This is a genomic window from Bradyrhizobium sp. F1.4.3 (assembly GCF_040548375.1).
GTDB lineage: Bacteria > Pseudomonadota > Alphaproteobacteria > Rhizobiales > Xanthobacteraceae > Bradyrhizobium.
On sequence record NZ_JBEPRN010000036.1, the window covers coordinates 1 to 19,910 of the forward strand.

The window sequence follows — 19,910 nt, forward strand, 5'->3', positions numbered from 1 at the left end:
CTTCCAGTACATCACAAGGCCGGTGCCATCCCAGACGACAATCTTCACCCGATCGGCGCGCTTTGCACGGAAGACCACCGCCACCCCCTTCATCGTAACCGGCATGAGGCCCCCACCTCGCCATCGCGAGGTTCGCGTACGATACAGCCTGGCATGAACTGATCGGTGGAGGTGAAGCGATGGCAAATGCCATGCTTGATGCCAGGCAGGAAGTTGACTCCTATCGTCGCGTCGAGGTGATCACTGGGGAGCGCCGACGGCGACGGTGGACGGGCGAGGAGAAGGCTCGGATCGCGGCGGAGAGCTTTGAGGAAGGTGCGAACATCTCCGAGGTGGCGCGGCGCAATGGCGTTTCCCGCGGGCTGCTCACGGTGTGGCGACGTCAGGTTGCGGCGGCGGTGGCCGGCAAGGCGCCGAACTTCGTGCCGATTCAAATTGGCGTCGGAAGCGACGGCGAGACAGCTGCCGAGTCCGAGCGTACTTCGCCGGCAGAGACGAAGGCTTTGGAGATCGCCGCGCCCTCGGCCAAGGTCTGCGGGGTGATCGAGATCGAGGTGAGTGGGGCGCGCCTCCGCGTCGAGCCGGGCGTGGAGTTGGCGACACTTTCGACGGTGCTGGCGGCGCTCCGGGGGTGCCGGTGATTGCGTTACGGTCCGACCTCAAGGTGGTGTTAGCGATACAGCCGATCGATTTCCGCAAGTCGGTGCACACGCTGTCGGCGTTGGTGAGCGAAGCGCTGCATGCGAACCCGTATTGCGGCGACGTCTTCGTGTTCCGCAGCAAGCGCATGGACAGAGTGAAGCTTCTGGCGTGGGACGGCAGCGGCATGGTCCTGGTGACGAAGTGGTTGCACGAGGGACGCTTCACCTGGCCGCCGATCCGCGACGGCGTGGTGCATCTGAGTGAGACGCAGCTCGCGATGCTGCTCGACGGGCTTGAGTGGACGCGTGTCTCACCCAAGCCTGTGAAGCAGCCGGCCGTTGTCGGCTGAGAGGTGGGGATTTCGCTGGAGCCTGTGGCGCGCGGATGTATCGTCTGAGCATGGCGATTCGCCCCGACGCTCTCCCGACCGATCCGTCAGCTCTGACCGAGATGGTGCTCGCGCTTGACGCCGAGAACGAGAAGCTGCGTGTGGCGATGCAGACACTCAAGGAGATGATCTTCGGGAAGCGCTCGGAGCGACTTGCGGTGCTCGTGGACGAGCAACTCGCGCTTGAGCTGGGCGATCTCGAGACCGACGCCACGTTGCCTGTGCAGGCCAACGACGATGCGCCTGCGGCGAAGCCGCGCGGCAAGGTGCGCAAGAAGGCGCGCCGCAACATCGGCGCACTCCCAAAGCACCTGCCGCGCTGCGAGCAGGTGCTGGAGCCGGAGGCGACGGCCTGCCCGTGCTGCCAGGGTCAGCTCCACAAGATCGGCGAGGACGTCAGCGAGGTGCTGGACATCATCCCGGCGATCCTGCGGGTGCTGCGCACGATCCGACCCAAATATGGCTGCCGCAGCTGCACCGATGGTGTGGTCCAAGCGAAGGTGCCGCCGCGCCTGATCGAGAGCGGCATGGCTTCGACCGCACTCGTGAGCCACGTGGTGGTCTCGAAGTTCGCCTGGTATCTGCCGCTGTATCGGCAGGTGCAGATTCTGGCCGGCCAGGGCATCCATCTCGACCGGGCGACGCTGGCCGGCTGGGTGAAGCGTGCGGCCTGGTGGCTCAGGAGCCTCTATGAGCTTCAGCTGCGCACGATCCAGGCCTCGCCGCGCGTGTTCTGCGATGAGACGCCAATGCCGGTGCTCGACCCCGGACGACATCGCACCCGCATCTGCCAGTTCTGGGCGCATGCCATGGATGACCGACCATGGGGCGGGCCCTCGCCGCCGGCGGTTGCCTACGTGTTCGCCAACGGCCGCGGCACCGAGGAGATCGCCGGACAACTGAAGGGCTTTTCCGGCATTCTGCAGGTGGATGGTTATGCTGCCTACAAGGCGCTCGCCCGCGATCATGGCGGCGCGATCCAGCTCGCTTTTTGTCTCGCCCATGCTCGACGCAAATTCGTCGAGGTGTTCAAAACGACCCAGTCGCCGTTCGCGCGCGAGGTGATCGAACGCCTGCAGGCGGTCTATGCCATCGAGGCGAAGATCCGCGGCAGCACTGCCGAGCAGCGGCTGGCCGTCCGCTGCGCCAGGAGCGCATCGTTGATGGCGGCGCTCAAGGCGCGACTGACCGCGATTGTCGACCAGCTCTTCTCCCAGTCGAAGCTGGCGGAGGCCATCAACTACGCGCTCAATCACTGGAACGAGCTGACGCTGTTCCTCCGCGACGGCCGCGTCGAGGTCGACAGCAATACGGTCGAGCGTTCAATGCGCCCGATTGCCATGGGAAGACGCAACTCGTTATTCAGCGGCAGCGAGGGCGGCGCCGAGAGCTGGGCAATCCTGGCGTCGATCGTGAACACGGCAAAGCTCCATGAGCTCGATCCGCAGGCCTACCTCGCCGACGTGCTGGAGCGCATCGTGTCCGGGCGAACTAAGAACCATCAGCTGCACGAACTGCTCACCTGGAACTGGAAGGCGGCGCACCAGCGCACCGCACAGGTCGCCGCATGAGCCCGCGTTGTCACAAGGCTTCGTCGTCGATGGCGGCCGCCGCGATGCCCCTTGCGGAGCTCGATCGGCGGCTGCAGGCTCGCGTCGATCGGCATCCTGCCGCCACCAGCATCCCCATGCTCGACGGTTATGTCGCCGCGATCGTGGCCGGACCGGTGTCGATGAGTCCGCTCGACTGGATCTGTCCGCTGCTCGCCATCGATGCCGATGCTTTCAACCACGGCGACACCCCGGAGTTCGCGGCGCTCTCCGCCGTCGCGCTGCGCCATAACGACATCAGCAACGTCCTTACGACCGCGCCCGACCAGTTCGAGCCGATGCACCGGCGCAAACCCAATGGCGACGTCGATCCGCGACCCTGGTGTCAGGGATTCTACGCCGCGATGCGGCTCAGGCTGCCGGCGTGGGCGCCGTTGCTGGACGCCAGCAATGTCAATCACGGCCTGCTTCTGCCCATTCTGCTGCACTGTCGCGACGATCAGGAGCAGCCGCTGCTCGGACCACCACAAAGCGGCTGCGAGACCCGGCGCGCCTACGCCGATATTCCGCTGGCCGTCGAGGCCATCCGCCAGTACTGGATGCCGATCCGCTACGCGCGCGCCCGCTGATCACCGCAAACGTGGGATCTCATACCGGTTACCCTTCATCGGGTCTTGGCCCAGCGTCTCCTTCGCCAAGAGCGCTAAGCCATCCGCACCCTTTCTGAAGTCCACAGGTTGGGTCGCAACGTAAATCGTGAGGCCCGCGGCTGGCGTCAGCATGAACGGGTCCGTCGCAGAGCCATGAACACGTCACTTAGCACCGCAAGGCCAGGCGTCCCGCGTACCTCTACCCGTGCACCCTGGAACTCGACCGTAACAACAGCTGCTTCCGCCGATACGGAGGGCTCCACAGCCGCGGGTAGCGACGATTCCGACACCAAAGGCACAAACGATAAGGTATCCGCCGGAGCCGGCAGCACCAACTGGCCCAAACGCGCTCGACGCCGCCAGTCATGCACCTGCTGGGGCCGGCAGCCATGGCGGCGGGCGACATCTGTGACAATCGCGCCCGGCTCGAAGCTTTCCGCGGCAATCTGTGCCTTCAAATCGTCCGGCCAGCGCTTTCGACCTGCGCCAGTATACACATCGATACGCGACGACGGTCGTCTTATGTCGTCCGAATGGTCGTCCATTGTGAGCACCCTTGCAGAAGATGACTCTTCTAACGGTGCTCCCAAGACCGCGCACAAACAATCTGAACGGCCGCGGCGCTACGCTTACCGTAGATTTTGGAGATCTGACTCTCCATTACGGACCGTCCCTTGGGCCGGCAATCAGCCATCCGGAGGTCAAAGGGTCGTTTCCTCAGAGCAGGTGGCCCAGTGGCCTCAATGGCTTCGAGCTTCTCGTCTGGATCCACGGTGCAGGCAGATTTCGGTGGTCGCAGGTTTCCCGCGTCCGATCCACGACGACACGCAGCGAAGACCTTGTGTCGCCCCGGAGCGCGATCTCCCGTCGGCCGATCTCGGCGCACAACCGTTGTAATGGAGAGCAAAAGGCAGACTGATCGACACCGAACCATTTGAAACACCGCTAGATTGGCGGCCGAGGCCTGTCGCCGGCTCACCATTACCGGCTTTGCCCATAAGGCAGCTAATGGGCGTCGCCCATTACCTGCCGCAATCGGCACTGTCCGAAGTGTCAGGGGAGAGCCCGCGCCGCGTGGCTCGCCGCGCGTCAAGCCGACCTGCTGCCGGTTCCCTATTTCCACGTCGTCTTCACACTGCCGGCTCCGATCGCCGCGATCGCCTTTCAGAATTTCAGAACAAGGTCATCGTCTATGCGATTCTGTTCAAAGCCGCCGCCGAGGCAATGTCGACGCTCGCCGCCAATCCACGCCGGCTCGGCGCCGGGATCGGCGTCGTCGCCGTCCTCCACACCGGGGGGCAGGCGCTGACGCATCATCCCCACGTCCACTGCGTCGTGTCGGGCGGCGGCCTCTCGCCCGATAGCGCGCGCTGGATCGCCAGCCGACCAAACTTCTTCCTGGCCGTCAAACCGCTCGCCCGGCTGTTCAGACGCCTGTTCCTCGAACGTCTGACCGCCGCCTTCGACGCCGGCACCCTGAACTTCTTCGGCGATCTCGCATCCCTGGCCGAACGTGCTGCCTTCGCAGCTCACCTCGTCGCCATGCGGCGCATCAGCTGGGTCGTCTACAACAAACGGCCGTTCGGCGGCCCCGCGCAGGTGCTGGCCTATCTCGGTCGGTATACCCATCGCGTCGCCATCGCCAACAGCCGGCTCGTCGCCCTCGACGACGATCACGTCGCCTTTACCTGGAAGGACTACCGCCACAACGGCGCGACAAAGATCATGAAGCTCAAGCCCGACGAGTTCGTCCGCCGCTTCCTTCTTCACACGCTGCCCGATGGCTTCCATCGCATCCGCCACTTCGGCTTCATGGCCAACGGCCATCGCGCTGCCAAACTCGCCCTCTGCCGCAAACTTCTCGATCGTGAGCGGACAGCGCCAAAACGATGGCGAGCCGTCGCCTGGGGATTCGGACGTTCTGACGTGGGCCAAGGTTCCGGCCTGTCCTGATTGTGGTGGCGTCATGCGCATCATCGAGCGCTTTCGACGCGGCTTCAGTCGTTCCGGCGCTCCAATCCCATCGTTCCGCTGCGACACATCGTGAGCCAATTCATCCCGTGCACAAAGATCGTCATTCGTCATTATGATCCCGTCGTCTCGATCATCACAGACGCTGCCGAATCCGTGCGGCCAAACAGCGCGAGGGAAATTATTCGATGCAGCGGGCCATCGACCGTGACCGCACGAAAAAGGCTCTCTGTCTCAAGTTGCCCGCCATTGCGCAACCAATACGACGCCGCGTCAGCTCCGCAGTCTGCCGCTGGCAACCCGCGATCTCAAACTATCCCCATAGCCGCACCACCGTGCATCCTCTCCCGCGCCTTCGTTCAATCTAGCTTCAATGAGGTCGCGTAACTGCGCATGCCGCGCCAGCGCGTGAGCGCGACCTCACAGAACCCTCCAGATTCCCAAATCAGTTTGTTTCTGATTCACCATGCTGGCTGGGCGGAGGCCAGCATGGATGGGCAAGCCTTGCTCTCGATCTTCGCAAGCGCGTTGTGGCGGCAATTGAGGGCGGAATGTCCCGAATCGGGCCGCCAAGCAGTTTGGAGTGGCGATCAGCACAGCGATTGGCTGGATGAAGCGGGTCGATGAGACCGGTAGCGTTGCTCCTGGCCAGTTGGGCGGTCACAAGCCGAAGGCGATTTCGGGAGACCACGCGGTCTGGGTGTCGCAACGGATCAAGGACGGCGACTTCACTCTACGCGGGCTGTTTGCCGGTCGCGGCCTGAAGGTTGACTATCACGGTGTGGGACTTCGTGTATGCCGAGAAGCTCAGCTTCAAAACAACCATCACGGACAGCGTCCGCCTGCGGCGTAGAAACGACACGTGAGAGTCGTGACGCCATCAGGCGGTCCCGTTTAGGAAATGAATCATCAGCGCGGTGCCCGCCCTTCCGTTCTCGAGGGAGGATTGGCAATGGGTCGACACGAATCGAAGAACAAGGGCCGCGATACGATATCGGTGGTTCATCCAAATGCGGCCGCGATCGGCATCGGAGCCACGATGCACATGGCCGCCGTTAATGCAGATCGCACGCCTGAGCCGGTACGCAGCCTCGGTACCTTCACGACCGATCTGCATCGGCTGGTTGACTGGTTTGCAGAGTGCGGCGTCGACACGGTCGTGATGGAGTCGACCAGTGTCTATTGGATCCTGATCTTTGAGCTCCTCGACGCTCGTGGTTTTGCGGTGCGCCCTGTCAACGCGCGCGATGCCAAGCACGTGCCAGGTCGCAAGACCGACGTCAGTGATGCGCAGTGGCAGCAGCGGCTTCACTCCTTCGGTCTGCTGCGTTCAAGCTTTTGGCCCAAAGGTCAAATCACCGAATTGTGTGCCTACCTGCGTCAGCGTGAGCGTCTGCTGAAGTATGGGGCCTCTCATATCCAACACATGCAAAAGCGTCGACTGAATGAACGTGCAGCTCCATCACGTCGTCACCGATATTCCCGGTGTGACCGGACTGCGGATCATCCGCGCGATCCTCACCGGCAAGCGCAATCCGGCAGTACTGGCGCGCATGCGGGATCGGCGTTGCCACGACAGTGTCGAGACATATCGAGAAGCACTCGCCGGGAATTACCGCGTTGAGCACCTGTTCGCTCTCGAACAGACACTTGCCCTCTACGACACATACCAACAGAGGGCATTTGCCTGCGACGCTCGGATCGAGGCCATGTTGAAAGAGCTCAGCGGCTATCGTGGTCACGAAGGAGGTCAATTGCCAGAATCACGTCAGAATAGACTCCCATCAACAAAATGCGATGCTCTTTGATGTCCGCGCAGCGCTGTTCGCGCTACTCGGCAAGGTCGTTACACAGATCGACGGCTCGGTCCCTACCTCGCACTTAACCTTATCGCTGAGTGCAGCGACGACCTCTCCGCTTGGACGAGCGCAAAACACTTTACGTCTTGGCTCTGCTTGGCGCCGAGCAACAAGATCTCCGGCGGCAAAGTGCTCTCGGCGCTTACACGCCGCACGGTACCGATACAGCACTAAGCGCCTTCTAGAGACGGCTCTCAGCACGCATCGGCAAGGCCAAGGCAGCGACCGGCACGGCGCGCAAGATCGCAGTGCTGTTCTACAACGCGGTGCAACACGGTATGCACTATGTAGATCCGAGCGCGTCCTCCTACGAGACCCGACACCGTGCGCGGGTGATTGCCAATCTGCATCGGCGAGCCAACGCTTCGGCTTTGTACTCCAGCCCATAGATCCTCCAACATCGCCGTTTCTTAAGAAAGCGTGGTGGCTGGCGAACGCGATCGTCCCGACGTGGCTCGGCGGCGAGCCTAGTGGAAAAAGTACCAAGGTCACGTCGCCACGCCTGTCGCCCCAATCGCAGCAACGATCAGGCCTTTGTCGAACAGAAGAATGGAGCGGTGGTCCGATCAATGGTCGGCTATCGTCGATTCGAGGGGCTCGAAGCGGCTGCTTTGCTGGCTCAGCTTTACCGCTCGTCCCGCTTTTTCATGAACTGTTTCCAGCCGTCGATCAAATTGATTACGAAAGGAGCGCGACGGAACGCGTGTCCCCAAAACGTATAGCGCCCCCGCGACCCCACATCAGCGGCTGGTTGCCGAAGCAAGAACACTTGATGTCCTCCGCGCCACGTCAACGAAATGTATGTCCGCCTGGATCCGGCCGCGTTACTGCGCGATATCCGAGCCGTGCAGAAGAAGGTGGCCAGTCCCACCGACGCCGCCCCAGCAATTTATCCAGCTGCGGCGCCACCGATCGAACAGTTTTTGTCGAGCTTGCGAATCGCGTGGAAAGCGGGCGCCGGTCCACCCGGCCGACAGGCCAATTGTGAAGCCGAAGCGTGAGCCACGACGCCCTGATCCAATCGTCAAGGCTATGCCACGGCTGCGCGAACAGTTCGAGGCCGAGCCGTGGCGAACCGGCAGCGAACTCCTTTGCAAGCTTCAGGCAGAATGCCCCAGGCTCTAACAGAGCAAAGTACTCGGAACTCTTCAACGCCGTCTCAAATCCGCAGCGAGCAAGCAGGCGCACTGTTGTTTAGCTCCCGGGAAAACGCAGCACAAACCGACGTGGTCCACGTCACCGGAAAGTCCGCCGCTGCTGGATGAAGGACGGCAGTGTGAAGTAGACCGGTGATCGACCGTGCTCAAGGCTGGCGCGTTGCGCCACCGCTTCCGCGGCTGGCGGCCTTGACCACGCCCGATCTCCAGTGTGTTGACTTTGCATGGCTCGGTCGAGGACCGAGCGCGACACGCTCGAAATGCCCACCCGTTGTGCCACCGGCTTCCTTCGCTCCCCTGGCTAGGGAGCAAAATAGATGAGGCGACAATAGGTCTATCCGGGAACATCGCTACATGCGGCATTACGCACTTTCATCCTGATTGCCGCGCCGCATCGGGCCGACCCCTGCGGGCCAGATCACCTCTCGGGGAGACGTGTCATGCGCCAAAAGCGACTATAGCAGGTGATCTAGTCAGATGCTCCTCTCGATGATGGTAATACCCTCGCAAATTACTCGCTGATATTCATGGCCATCCGATACCAACTGAAGTTGCGCATACATCTGTACAGGTAGAAAGAGTGACGCTTGCCGACTCCCGCAGCCACTTATGTCAGGCAACACGCGCTCGGTGTGTGAGACCGTTCAAGTTAGATCGTCTTTCCCGATCCGTGACGGGTCTAACCGCGCCTGCCGCCAATCGTCTTTACCTATGTTCGCGCGCGACATGTGTGTGTCGCTCCAGCAAGCAGTCAACCTCGGAGTTACTGGTCTATGTTAAAGAAGGCTCTCGTTCTGCTTGAAGGCGCAAGTAATCACTGGCTGTATGTCCAAGCAGCGCAGCGTCTTGGTCTGGATCCTATTACTCTTTCCTCTGATCCGTCGCGGTATGCCTATCTTGCGGCAGAAGGCCATGAGGCAATCCGCGTGGATACAAATAATCTCGACGCGATGGTCCGCGAATGTTCCCGATTGCGTTCGATCTCCGATGTTGCCGGCATTACCAGCGCCCAAGAAACCGTCTATGCGGCGGCAGGCAAGCTTTGTCAGTATTTCGATCTGCCTGGACCCAATCCCGCAGCGGTTGAGCGGTGCCGCGACAAATATGCTCAACGTCAGCTTCTCGCAGACACTGGCGTGCCAATTCCTGCTTATCGCGTAGCATCGAATGCGACGGATGTGGAAAGCGCCGCTGCGGCAATTGGTCTGCCGGTGATCGTCAAGCCGACCGTAGGGATCGGCAGCAGAGGTGTCCGATTGTGCCGAGATGTCGATGAGTTGGCCGAACATACGGCGACTCTATTCGGCGACAACCAGAAATGCCGCCCCTCTCCAAGAATACTGGTCGAAGAATTCGCACAGGGCTGTCACTATAGCGTTGAAATGATGGGAAATGAGGTAATCGGCATCGGGGCCGCTGACTTCGACGGCCCACCACATTTCGTCTGTCGCGAGTACATCTACCCGGCCCTGCTGTCTGATGACAAGCATGGGCCTATTGCCGACGTTTCCCTACGTTGTCTGCGGGCGCTTGGCCTTGGCTGGGGCCCGGCGAACATTGATCTACGCTGGACAAAGCGCGGCCCAGTCGTGATCGAGGTCAACCCACGTCTTGCTGGAACACCAAATTCTCAGCTTGTCAGGCAGGCTTACGGTGTCGATCTCATAACCGAGCACATCAAGCTTGCGATCGGAGAGGAATGTAATTTGCGCAGATTCGGTTCGCATACTGCGGCTGCGCGAATTCTCGTTGCTGACCGCGATGGCATCCTCGATACGATCAGTGGCTCCGATCAAGCAGCTGAAATGCCGGGAGTCAGAGAGGTCAAGCTCTTTATTAAACCCGGGGACAGGATTCTCAGAAGAGGCGATTACCGAGACAAGATCGGACACGTCATTGTCTCATCGTCTGATCGCGCTCGGAGCAAAGCGATCCTCCAGCGTGCCGTAGACTTGATCCATTGGTCGATCGCACCATTTCCGACATTCGGTGAGCAGGTGAATCAGCTGCAGTACCTTACTTCCGGCTCCGATGTAGACGGCCGTGAATAAGATGATTGTCGGCAAACCCTAATGTAATCAAGTAGAACAGAGTCCTTGCTACCGAACCCGCCGATTCCTTCGCTTTGTGCTGTTGCTTGCAGCGGATCAGAACACGCGACAGCGGAGCGATGCTCGAGATGGATGCGCGTTCAAGACCAGCTTTCAGCTCACTCTCGCAGAGTAGGGTTCATCACGTGGCCTCGCAATAGCATTGTGTCTACCAAGAACTCACAGCCAGAGCATCGGTCGCCATCGGTGCTTGATACGCCGTTTTGATCGGAGGTGGTGAAGGCTGGCGTCGCCATGTCGACTTCAATTCGCAGAGGATAAGAAATGAAGAGCTCGCATATTCGTGCCGCCGCGATGATCGCATCCCACTACGTTTGAGGGTCATTGGTAGCGCCCTCACAGAGTCGGTCACGCCGGCTTCCCGCTCGCCTGAATGAGCGCGTAGGTCGATAGGCCAATCCTGTCACCAGTTGAGGATAGAGCGCGAGTGCGCGGTTGGATCCCGCTGTTCCAGGTCGAAGACGGTGGTGCCGGCTTAATGCTGGTGCATAAAAACGGTGCATGCGGTAGGAGACGAAGTGGGGGAGAAAGCGCTGATCATCGATCCAAAGCCATTCCTGATCACCAATCGGCAGGTGCTCGCAATCGCTATCCCGATGACTATTGCATCCATTACGACTCCGCTGGTCGGTCTTGTTAACGTCGCCGTCGTTGGTCGTTACGGGGATGCCGCTTCGTTCGGCGGCCTTGCGGCTGGAGCCGTAATTTTCGATGTCATCCTTGTGTCGTTCAATTGTCTGCGCTCTGGGACGTCCGGCCTTGTCGCCCAGTGTTCCGGGACAGGTGACGCCCTGGAAGAGCGCGCGGTCTTCTTACGCGCATTTCTTCTCGCTTCCCTGTCTGGCCTTGCTCTGGTGCTGCTTTCGCCCGTGATTGCCACAACATGCGAATGGTTCATGAATACGGAGCGGACGCTTACCGCCGCGATGGACACTTATATCCGCATTCGCCTTATCTCGGCGCCCGCAGCGCTCATCAACTATGCGATTGCTGGCTATTTCGTCGGACGCGCCGACACACGCGTCGCGCTTTTCCTGCAGCTTCTTCTGAATGGAGGGAATATTGCGCTCTCAACCTTTTTAGGGGCTTACCTCGGTTGGGGCATTGCAGGCGTCGCTTGGGCAGCGACATGCGCTGAAGTCGCTGCCTTGATCGCCGGAGTGTTCATCGTCGTTAGCCGATTCCGCGCAATGCCGAGAATTCCCCCCCGGCACACCTTCAACGTTGCCGCCCTTAGATCGATGCTGCGCCTCAACGCCGATCTCATGATCCGATCATTCGTGCTCATGCTAGCATATTTCATGTTTACACGAGAAAGCGCGCAGTTTGGCACGTTAACACTCGCGGCTAATGCAGTGCTGATGCATTTTTTTCTGCTCGCTGACTACTTCCTCGGCGGGTTCGCGACCGCAGCACAGCAGCTCGTAGGTTACGCTACCGGAGCCGGTGATAAGACGGCGTTTTTGCGGGTGACCAGACTTACGACGGCTTGGGGCTTCGTGGTCGCGGGGTTTGCAAGTATTCTAGTTTGCGCGTTCGGCGAATATTTCGTAAGCGCAATAACCACTGCGCCGGATGTACGGGCCGAAGCGGTGTCCTATTTAGCTTGGGCCATCTTTATTGCCCCAAGCGGAGTGCTGGCCTTCCAGATGACCGGTGTTTTCGTGGGAGCCGCTTGGTCGCGTGAGATACGCAACGTGACGCTCATATCTTTCATAATCTATATCACCGCGCTATTCTACTTCGGCCGGGAGTTTGGGAATGACGGGCTATGGGCCGCCTATCACCTCTTTCTTCTCATCCGCGGGCTAGGACTAGTCCTGGTCATGCAACACTGTGTCCACAGAGAGTTCGCGGAATAATCACCTGAGACCGTGTCGTGTGGCTTGCCCCCAAGTGTTGTCCAGTCGTGAGTTCGTCCCCTCGCCGGATTTGCTCGGTGGGGCGGTGGCTACGACGGGAGCTGGCCCGGAGCCCTCGGCGCAGCGTAGCAGCGCCAGATCCCAGCGCGGTTGGTGACAGATGATGACGAACCTGAATGGCGTTTTACAGCCCGGCCGCCAGTGCGGACGTATGTTGTTGCAATCGACCCGCCAACACGCGACACGGGCTTGGGCCAGCCACGTGAGCAGCGTCTCGTTTAACAGTCCGTCTCGCGCCGGCGGTTGAAGCTCTCGACGAGCGCCTCTCTGCGTGGGCTGGCCGGGGGGCGATGTAATACCATCCGACGCGGCTCTGGTCGGGCCAGCCGATCTGCAAGCCTATATGCGCGAGCAGACGAGCGGCGCGCTCCCGCGCCTGGCGAACAACCTGTCGTTGGTCGGCGTTTTGGCGACGGGCGAGATGACGATCTCCTTCTTTCCGCCGCTTTGCGCCGCGTTCTCCTCAAGATCAGGGATGGCGAAGCACGGGTGCCGGGCATGGACCCAACAGGCCGCTTTCATGATAAGCCCAGGACTTCGTGTCAAACGCCTCCGGAACTGCCCTCTTTGCGTCATTGAAGGACTGCCCCCACTCTCAGGTTCATGGTTCATGATGTCGATTGATGGTTGATTCCGCCGGTGACGGGACGGAGGGAGGCGGAGCGGACCGGAGGGCCCTCACCAGCGGGCAGTTTGATGAGGCCGCTCTTGCGCTTGGCGCGGAGCCCGTAGCTATCGCCGCGGATGGTCAGCACGTGGCTGTGGTGCAGGAGCCGGTCCAGGATTGCGGTGGCGACCACCGGATTAGCGAACACGTGAGAGTACCCCTATTCTCGAGCGGGTCGTGTCTCACGTCACGATCACTGACCCGCGTCATTTTCGTTGTGGGCACCGCGTTGAGGTGCTGAAGGACCGGGCGGGCCGCGGCCCTGCCTACGTCGTTGTCGCGCTGCCGGACGGCCGGCCGCGGGCGGTTCGGATCGCGTCGACGGATCATGCCTAGGCGATAACTTCCGGCCCGAACGCCGCCGATCTGCCGCACATCAGCGCACGTACGCTGATCCCATTGATGCAACATTTGAACGCGACTCTGAGCCTTTTCGACTAGAAGATGATTCGCGATGACCCACCGACCGCTTCCACGTCGCGTTGCGTATCGACCCCTGCCGACGTTGGCAAATCCACCTGGCCGCAGGGCCGACATTCCGCGCTTGTGGCCGAATCCGTCAACCGCGAAGCACACCCATCGCTCAAATCCTCGCCGCGCTGCTGGGCGAAGGCAAGCGGTTCCCCAGAAGGGGACTGGGTCGTGCTGATCAGCTTGAACGTCGCTGACCAGCGGCTCACGACTGCGCACCGGAGCGAGTCCAGGTCATTGACGAGGATCTGGCCAAATCCGGTGCTGGCGGTGTGGATCGTCATGGTTGCCAGAAGCTCATTGCCGAGATCGGCCTTGGCAACGCCGGTCTCGTGGCGAGCCTCGACGCTTCTCGCTTGGCCCGCAACAACCGGCACTGGCATCAGCTTTTCGAGCTGTGCTCGGTGTTCGGCGTGCTCATTGCGGATGGCGAGCGGCTTTACGATCCGCGCGCCTACCACGGCCGCCTGCTGTTGGGCTTGTCCGGCATCATGAGAATGCGCCTTCACCAAAGGGGAACGCCAGAAGGCCGCGCGCGGCGAACTGCGGCTGCCGCTGCCAGCCGGGCTCGCCTATGATCGAGCAGGCACAATCATTCTCAATCCCGATGAGGAAATGCAGGGCCGTCTTGATTCGTGTTCGCCAAATTCCGGGAATTGCAAAGCGCTTGCCGTGTGATGCGCTACTTGGACAGGTACGGATTGTCCTTGCCGGTTCGAGCGCTGCTTAGACCATCTCCACATGAGATCGTCTGGCGGGCGCCAGATAGTGCACGCGTCCTTAGCGTCCTTCGAAATCCAGCCTATGCTGGGGTGTACGTTTATGGCCGACGGCAAAAGGATCCGAGCCGATGCCGGCCGGAATCGCTGACGGGAACGGTCAAGGTGGCGATCAGGAATGGGCGGTTTGCCTGCACGCCGCTCCCCAGGGTATATCAGCTGGGAGGAGTTCATGGCCAATCAGGGGCGACTGGCAGATAACGTCTTCCGCTTTGAGGCAGGACATTCTGGCGTACCGCGCAAGGGGGCAGCCTTGTTACAAAGGAATTGCGATCTGCGGCCGTTGCGGACGGCGCATGAGCATGCGCTACACTGGCCCGAATGCCGACTATCCGGTCTATTGCTGCCGCTCGGATCGGACCAGCAAGCAGTGCACTGTGTCAGGAAGTCCGGGCCTTGGCGGTTGACGCGCTGGTCGAGCGGGGGGCCTCAATGCCCTGGTGCCGGATCAGATTGAGATCGCGCTCGCGGCGGCGGGCAAACTAGAGCAGGAGAGCCGTCAGCTCGAGCGCCAGTGGGCGTTTCGCGTGGAGCGCGCCCCCTACGAGGTCGAGCGCGCTCGGCGTCAGTATGACGCCGTAGAACCCGAGAACCGTCTTGTGGCGCGCTCACTTGAGCGGGCTTGGGAAGAGAAGCTGCGTGTCGTCGAGGCGGTCGAGCAGCAGCATGCGCGTTGGCGCGTACAAGAACCGCTTCTGATTGGCCCGGCGGAACGCGCCGGGCTACAAGCGCTCGGCGAGAACCTGTCACGATTTGGAACGCGGCCACCACGTCGGCAGCCGATCGCAAGCGCATTCTGCGATTTGTCATCCGCGAAGTGGTTCTTGATCAGAAGCGGACCCGAGGTCAAGTGTGGCTCAAGATCGTCTGGCAGACCAGCGCAACCAGCGAGCATCGCGTACAACGGCGCGTTCACACCTACCGCGATTACACCGACATTGATCGGTCGCGCCGACGGATCGTCGAGTTGAATACTGAACACAAAATGGATGGCGAGATCGCGGCGATACTCAATGAGGAAGGCTTCGTCGCGGCCCGAGACTGCGCTTTCAAAGGCGAGAACGTCTGGGTATTACCTACCCGCTGGGGCATTCCCATGGTCAAATCAAAGACACGGACAAGAACCCAATGCGCTAGCCCGGCGGTAGCTTCTCGATTCAGGTCGCGGCGATTGAGCTTGGAGTGACCCCGCAGGCGGTGTTCGATGATCTCGCGCGCGGATTGCTGGCAGGTCATCAATTGGCCAAGGGCCAGCCATGGCAGATCGAGCCCTCAGACAAACAAATTACACAGCTTCGCAACCGGGTAAGACGCACCAAGCGTTCCAAGAAGGAGGCATCATGAAGTCATCGGCTCGGCGAACACGGTGCCCCATTCGGCAACGCTTCGGTTCGACGTGATCAGCATGGCACCGGCTTCGTAGTGGCGGCTGACCAACTGGAAGAACAGATGCACCGCATCGGGTTCCAGCGGCAGGTGACCGATCTCGTCGACCATCAGTAGCTTTGGCTTCGACAAAGCGAGCGATTTCACGTCCAGCCGCCGAGCAGCAGCACGTTCGCTCCGTTGGCGATCCAACGTGACGCGGCCAGGACGCGGATTTGCTTTGAATCAATCGACGGCTGCGCCTCGAAGTTGAAGCCCGCAAGCTCCTTCACGGCCGGGAAGTGTGCAAGCTTCAGCGCCATGTCGATGCGGCGATGATTCTTGCGCGCGATCTCACGTTCGCACAGCAGGATCAGCGTCGCGCGCGCCGACAGGTTTGCGCGCGCCGCCTCGTCCAGCAAGCTATCGAGCTGATCGCGGATGCCGGAGAGCTGCAATCGCCCCAGCATGGCATCAAGGGGATCGGTCGGTACTTCGGTTGGTACTTCGCGCTAGGGCTCGTCAAGGGCCGATGCTGACCCAACTTCTCAAAGACGCTCATGGCTAAGAGGCTTGAGCCGGCCCATCCCCTGACGATGGCGTGGAACGGCGCCGGTGATGATAGAGCCGGGCGGCGTGGCTCGAAAGCCCCGTCACGATCTTGCGCGGCCCGCGGCGCCCGACAGCTGACGTAGAGCGCCACAAACTGGCCGTTGGTCGAGAGCCGCCGCACCGCGCGTCAGAATCGCGGTCTTCCACAAGCGCTCGAACAGCCGCTGTGGAGCAGGCGTTCGCGCTGAGAAATTCGATCGACAGCGCGGGCTGGAGCCCTTCAGATATATCGGCACTGTTTGCAAAGGGAGCTGAGGGAAAGTGGGCCTCGCACTACAATCGAAACCAGGCAATCGATCTCGCTCGTCCAGCGCAGGTCGCTCCGCCTCACTCGCGGCATTTTCTTGACATCACTTGTCTCAAATCCTGAGGCTCACATTGTAGCAGGTCAGAAAATCCTGGAGGTTTAGGATGCACTCCACCCATCTGATTTTACTGTGCCCGGTGAGCAACGCCTTACAGCGGTCGACGGATAGCAGTGGTGCCACTGCCGCATTCGGGTCGTTCAACAGCGCGGTGAATCGGGTGCGCAACATGTTGTCGTAGGTTGGATCCTGGATAGGCGGCAATATGCTCTTAACTCGCTGAACGACGGACCGCGGCAGCAGATCCGCCGTAGCGGCTCGCAGCAGGCTTTTCTCGCGTCCGTCGAAAGTCTTGTACGCCCATGGGGAGCCGAACACGTACTCAACGAGGCGGTGATCGCAATAGGGGACCCGCACCTCCAGGCCAGACACCATGCTAAGGCGGTCCTCACCGTCAAGCAGAGATGGCAGGAAGCGCGTGAGAAAGAGATAGCAGACCTCGCGCATGCGACGTTCGTGCGGGTCGGCCGAGGCCGGTCCGGTCAGGGCGGGTACTTCGGCTAGTGCCCTGCGGTACTGCTCATCGAGGTATCCGGGCAGGTCGAGCTTCTCGACGAGTCCGGCGTCTAGGGACTGCCGGGCCATATCGAGTTTCGCGCCGGACCAGGGAAACGCGTCGGCCTGAACGTGCGCGGGGTCGTGAAACCAAGAGTAGCCGCCGAAAAGCTCATCGGCTCCCTCCCCCGACATGGCCACTGTCGAGTGTTTCCGGATCAACCGGAACAACACGTAGAGCGATTTCTCGGTGTCGCCTGATGTAAACGGCAGGTCGCGGGCCTGGAGAACGCTGGCCCGCACGTCCGGGTCCATAATGTCGTCCGCGGAGAGCGTGATGTCCGTGTGATCGGTACCAACAAATTTCGCGACCTCTTGCGCGTAGGGCCCGTCGGGGGTGGCGCACATGGGACCAGCGATAAAGTTCTCGGTGTAGCCCACGAAGTCAAGGGCGAAAGACCGGATCTGTTCTCCGCTGAAGCGCGCGGCAAGCGCCGTCATCGCTGAGGAGTCGAGGCCGCCGGACAAAAGCGTGCACAGCGGCACGTCGGCCACGAGCTGCCGCTGGATCGTATCCTCGAGCAGTTCGCGGACGCGCCGAACGGTAGCAGGCAAATTGTCGGTGTGACCTCCGTCGGTGAGCTTCCAGTAGCGCACTTGCTGGATGCCCTCCCGGGACACTCGGACGATGTGACCGGGCGGTACCTCGCGCATGCCGCGGAAAGCCGTGATGTGCGGGTCGGCGACAGAGCTTAGTGTGCGACGAAACCCGTCGCTATCCATGACCCGCTTCGCAAGACCATTCGCGAGGATAGCCTTGGGCTCGGAGCCGAACAACACTCCGTGCTCCGTGGGGTAGTAATAAAGCGGCTTGATGCCGAGCCGGTCACGTATGAGAAGCAGTTCTCGCTCGGTGGTGTTCCAAAGTGCATAGGCGAACATCCCGTTGAGTTCGCTCACGGCGACCCTTGGGTCGCGGTGGCCCCACTCGCGGTGGGCGTGCAGCACCACCTCGGTGTCACTGTTCGTCGTGAAGCAATGACCTAAGGCGGCCAGCCGTTGACGCAGCTCGCGGTAATTGTAAGTCTCTCCGCTGTAGACGAGAACCAACGCGGCTCGGCCGTCCTCTTGGAGCGTCATCGGCTGGTGTCCGCCCTGCTTGTCAATGATTGCGAGGCGGCGGTGTCCTAGCGCGGCGGCCCCGCCGATCCAATTCCCGCCGCCGTCTGGGCCGCGGTTAAGCATGCTTGCTGTCATCTCAGCAAGCGCTTGTCGCGCATCGGGATCTCCGAGATCACGATCGAAATCAATCCATCCGCAGATACCGCACATCCTTTGGCTCCCTGCCTTGAGCAACGATCGCGCAACTTCCAAGTCTCAGGACACCGCAGCGCGCGAACACGTGCCACCTCCTCATGCCCGTCCTCCCCGGCTGAGCGAAGCAGAGGCTGCAACAGTTCCTAGCGCACCAGCCCGCCAGGTGCACCGACCTATTCTGGTAGTCGTCTCAACTGTTGCCAATTTGATGTGAGACTGGTGCGACGTTCCAAATTTGTACTGGTCGGATCGACCTGACAAACGCGGGCTATCAACCCTCAGCAGAATTCACGCGCGCCGAGTCGAATCCATGCCTATATTGCACAACCAAGGCAGTGTTGGGCTTTGATACATTGTTGATTCCCACATACGTCCAGATCTTTTGGACGACGCGAGCAGCGTGATAACCGCTGACCGTGCGGCACAATTTCGGAAGGAAACCTGACCACAGTAGATTTGACCGAATGCAATTCAAGAACCCCCGAGTAGCGCTTGGTGTCCTGAACAGGAAGTTCGCAATCGCCGTATCGCTAAGGAATTGTGTTGCCAGAAGCGCCCGACCAATCGGCATTGTGTCGGGTCAATGAACGAGTGATGTCGCATGTGACGCAGGACTGAGCAGGCGAACTTGGAGGAGAAGCCCTCGATGATGTTGAGCCAGGAGCCGTGGTTGGTTGAGGTAAATTGGAAGCGGCCTGCCGGTGGTGTGTCGAGCCAGGCTCTGGTTTCTCTCGAGATGTGCGCGGAATGATTATCGAGGATCAACTCGATCGGGGTCCTGGCCGGATAAGCGCATCAAGGAGCTTGAGGAATTCTATGAACTCTCGGGCGCGGTGGCGGTCTTTGACGAGCGCGTGCACCTGCCCGGTGAGCAGATCAATCCCGGCCATTAGGCTAAGCGTGCCGTGACGTCGAAGGTCGCATGCACGCCCAGCACTGACGGCAGATCCGGCGCTGATCGTCGCGATGGGCCTGGATCCCCGACTTCTCGTCGTAGGAGAAGATCGCTACGGGTTTGTCCGAATTCTTCGACCGGGCGGCTTTTTTCAGGATCTGGACCTCGCGATAGACATACAGAACCTCCGCCATCTTCTGCTCGAACTCGGCGTTGCGGTCTTCAAGATAGTAGCGCACCTTGTGCGGTTTGATTTCCTCCTGACCGAGAAGCTTGCACACCGTGCCCTGAACCATTCGGTCGAGACATTCATGTCCGGCCTCCGGCCCTGCTCGCGGGCATGGCGTGCCAACAGCCGCGTCGTCCACTATTCGTGCGGATAACCATGCTCGTTGGCCTTGTCGCACGCCAGTGACACCAGCAAGGCCTTGGCCGCTGGCGTTTATCTCACCTTCCTTCTCCCACATGTAGGAGTAACTCGCTGTCCCTTCCAACCCTTCGATGACCAATCGAGATTGCTGTGTGATACCGAGCGTAGCCCAAATGCCAGCATCGAGGCATCGTGAGTCCGCAGTTAATACCGCGATTTTCTTGTTCGCCGGGACAGCTGCCAGCAGCATCGGGAGCAATAGAAGACTTGAAGTCGAGACGGGAACCGGTACGGCTGCCGCAATTGCATGCTGGTATCGCACCG

15 protein-coding genes and 7 pseudogenes are annotated in these 19,910 nt (G+C 60.7%); 14 read left to right on the top strand and 8 right to left on the bottom strand.

Annotation, left to right across the window (positions count from 1 at the left end; all coding sequences use genetic code 11):
* Positions 1 to 105, bottom strand: a 105-nt coding sequence (tnpB, locus tag ABIB73_RS37230; protein ID WP_354232439.1) for an IS66 family insertion sequence element accessory protein TnpB, incomplete at its 3' end; no start/stop codon positions are given.
* 74 nt (positions 106 to 179) lie between these two features.
* Here tnpB (ABIB73_RS37230) and tnpA (ABIB73_RS37235) point away from each other — a divergent pair.
* From tnpA (ABIB73_RS37235) to ABIB73_RS37250, 4 genes are read left to right on the top strand one after another with little or no spacing between them, the layout of a single operon-like run.
* Positions 180 to 641 carry an IS66-like element accessory protein TnpA gene (gene tnpA, locus ABIB73_RS37235; protein ID WP_354232414.1) on the top strand — a complete coding sequence of 154 codons (462 nt, stop codon included), beginning with the start codon at positions 180 to 182 and terminating at the stop codon, positions 639 to 641.
* Positions 638 to 991 (top strand): IS66 family insertion sequence element accessory protein TnpB, encoded by a 354-nt coding sequence (gene tnpB, locus ABIB73_RS37240; protein WP_354232416.1) that lies wholly within the window; start codon positions 638 to 640, stop codon positions 989 to 991. Before tnpA (ABIB73_RS37235) ends, tnpB (ABIB73_RS37240) begins: the two co-directional genes overlap by 4 nt.
* A 50-nt stretch (positions 992 to 1,041) precedes the next feature.
* Complete coding sequence (gene tnpC / locus ABIB73_RS37245) at positions 1,042 to 2,601, top strand: IS66 family transposase (protein ID WP_354232417.1); 1,560 nt, start codon at positions 1,042 to 1,044, stop codon at positions 2,599 to 2,601.
* Positions 2,602 to 2,630: 29 nt separating this feature from the next.
* Entirely contained in the window at positions 2,631 to 3,209 is a 579-nt protein-coding gene (locus ABIB73_RS37250) for a YecA/YgfB family protein (protein WP_354232419.1), read from the top strand.
* On the opposite strand, the gene tnpB (ABIB73_RS37255) is transcribed toward ABIB73_RS37250, so the two are convergent.
* Both tnpB (ABIB73_RS37255) and tnpA (ABIB73_RS37260) read right to left on the bottom strand, forming a co-directional pair.
* The gene (tnpB, locus tag ABIB73_RS37255; RefSeq protein ID WP_354232421.1) at positions 3,210 to 3,362 is read right to left on the bottom strand and encodes an IS66 family insertion sequence element accessory protein TnpB; all 153 of its coding nucleotides are present in this window, start codon (positions 3,360 to 3,362) and stop codon (positions 3,210 to 3,212) included.
* Positions 3,356 to 3,775 carry an IS66-like element accessory protein TnpA gene (gene tnpA, locus ABIB73_RS37260; protein WP_354232423.1) on the bottom strand — a complete coding sequence of 140 codons (420 nt, stop codon included), beginning with the start codon at positions 3,773 to 3,775 and terminating at the stop codon, positions 3,356 to 3,358. The genes tnpB (ABIB73_RS37255) and tnpA (ABIB73_RS37260) overlap by 7 nt, the downstream gene beginning before the upstream one ends.
* Positions 3,776 to 4,254: 479 nt before the next feature.
* On the opposite strand from tnpA (ABIB73_RS37260), the pseudogene ABIB73_RS37265 reads away from it, so the two are divergent.
* The 6 genes and pseudogenes from ABIB73_RS37265 to ABIB73_RS37300 form a co-directional block, all read left to right on the top strand.
* Positions 4,255 to 5,277: pseudogene (locus ABIB73_RS37265) on the top strand (IS91 family transposase); the annotation flags it as partial.
* Between the two features lie 475 nt (positions 5,278 to 5,752).
* Positions 5,753 to 6,028: pseudogene (locus tag ABIB73_RS37270) on the top strand (IS630 family transposase); the annotation flags it as partial.
* 125 nt (positions 6,029 to 6,153) lie between these two features.
* A pseudogene (locus tag ABIB73_RS37685) lies at positions 6,154 to 7,457 on the top strand (IS110 family RNA-guided transposase); the annotation flags it as partial.
* Positions 7,458 to 7,563: 106 nt separating this feature from the next.
* A pseudogene (locus ABIB73_RS37290) lies at positions 7,564 to 8,353 on the top strand (transposase); the annotation flags it as partial.
* A 637-nt stretch (positions 8,354 to 8,990) separates the two neighbouring features.
* A complete protein-coding gene (locus ABIB73_RS37295; RefSeq protein ID WP_354232425.1) occupies positions 8,991 to 10,268 on the top strand; it encodes an ATP-grasp domain-containing protein in 1,278 nt (425 codons plus the stop codon).
* Between the two features lie 578 nt (positions 10,269 to 10,846).
* Positions 10,847 to 12,190: an MATE family efflux transporter gene (locus tag ABIB73_RS37300; RefSeq protein ID WP_354232427.1), complete on the top strand. Its 1,344-nt coding sequence runs from the start codon at positions 10,847 to 10,849 to the stop codon at positions 12,188 to 12,190.
* A 668-nt stretch (positions 12,191 to 12,858) separates the two neighbouring features.
* Here ABIB73_RS37300 and ABIB73_RS37305 read toward each other — a convergent pair.
* Both ABIB73_RS37305 and ABIB73_RS37310 read right to left on the bottom strand, forming a co-directional pair.
* Positions 12,859 to 13,053 (bottom strand): annotated as a pseudogene (locus ABIB73_RS37305) (ATP-binding protein); the annotation flags it as partial.
* A gap of 301 nt (positions 13,054 to 13,354) precedes the next feature.
* The gene (locus ABIB73_RS37310; RefSeq protein WP_354232429.1) at positions 13,355 to 13,672 is read right to left on the bottom strand and encodes a hypothetical protein; all 318 of its coding nucleotides are present in this window, start codon (positions 13,670 to 13,672) and stop codon (positions 13,355 to 13,357) included.
* Here ABIB73_RS37310 and ABIB73_RS37315 point away from each other — a divergent pair.
* The 4 genes from ABIB73_RS37315 to ABIB73_RS37330 all read left to right on the top strand — a co-directional run bounded on the left by ABIB73_RS37315 (position 13,661) and on the right by ABIB73_RS37330 (position 15,511).
* The gene (locus ABIB73_RS37315) at positions 13,661 to 13,966 is read left to right on the top strand and encodes a recombinase family protein (protein ID WP_354232431.1); all 306 of its coding nucleotides are present in this window, start codon (positions 13,661 to 13,663) and stop codon (positions 13,964 to 13,966) included. The genes ABIB73_RS37310 and ABIB73_RS37315 overlap by 12 nt on opposite strands.
* Before the next feature lie 57 nt (positions 13,967 to 14,023).
* Positions 14,024 to 14,368 carry a recombinase family protein gene (locus tag ABIB73_RS37320; protein WP_354232432.1) on the top strand — a complete coding sequence of 115 codons (345 nt, stop codon included), beginning with the start codon at positions 14,024 to 14,026 and terminating at the stop codon, positions 14,366 to 14,368.
* 239 nt (positions 14,369 to 14,607) lie between these two features.
* Positions 14,608 to 15,138 carry a hypothetical protein gene (locus ABIB73_RS37325; RefSeq protein WP_354232434.1) on the top strand — a complete coding sequence of 177 codons (531 nt, stop codon included), beginning with the start codon at positions 14,608 to 14,610 and terminating at the stop codon, positions 15,136 to 15,138.
* A 211-nt stretch (positions 15,139 to 15,349) separates the two neighbouring features.
* A complete protein-coding gene (locus ABIB73_RS37330) occupies positions 15,350 to 15,511 on the top strand; it encodes a hypothetical protein (protein ID WP_354232435.1) in 162 nt (53 codons plus the stop codon).
* Here ABIB73_RS37330 and ABIB73_RS37335 read toward each other — a convergent pair.
* The 3 genes and pseudogenes from ABIB73_RS37335 to ABIB73_RS37345 form a co-directional block, all read right to left on the bottom strand.
* A pseudogene (locus ABIB73_RS37335) lies at positions 15,506 to 16,002 on the bottom strand (ATP-binding protein). The gene ABIB73_RS37330 and the pseudogene ABIB73_RS37335 sit on opposite strands and share 6 nt — an antisense overlap.
* 501 nt (positions 16,003 to 16,503) lie before the next feature.
* A complete protein-coding gene (asnB, locus tag ABIB73_RS37340; RefSeq protein WP_354232437.1) occupies positions 16,504 to 18,336 on the bottom strand; it encodes an asparagine synthase (glutamine-hydrolyzing) in 1,833 nt (610 codons plus the stop codon).
* 879 nt (positions 18,337 to 19,215) lie between these two features.
* Positions 19,216 to 19,910, bottom strand: a pseudogene (locus tag ABIB73_RS37345) (hypothetical protein); the annotation flags it as partial.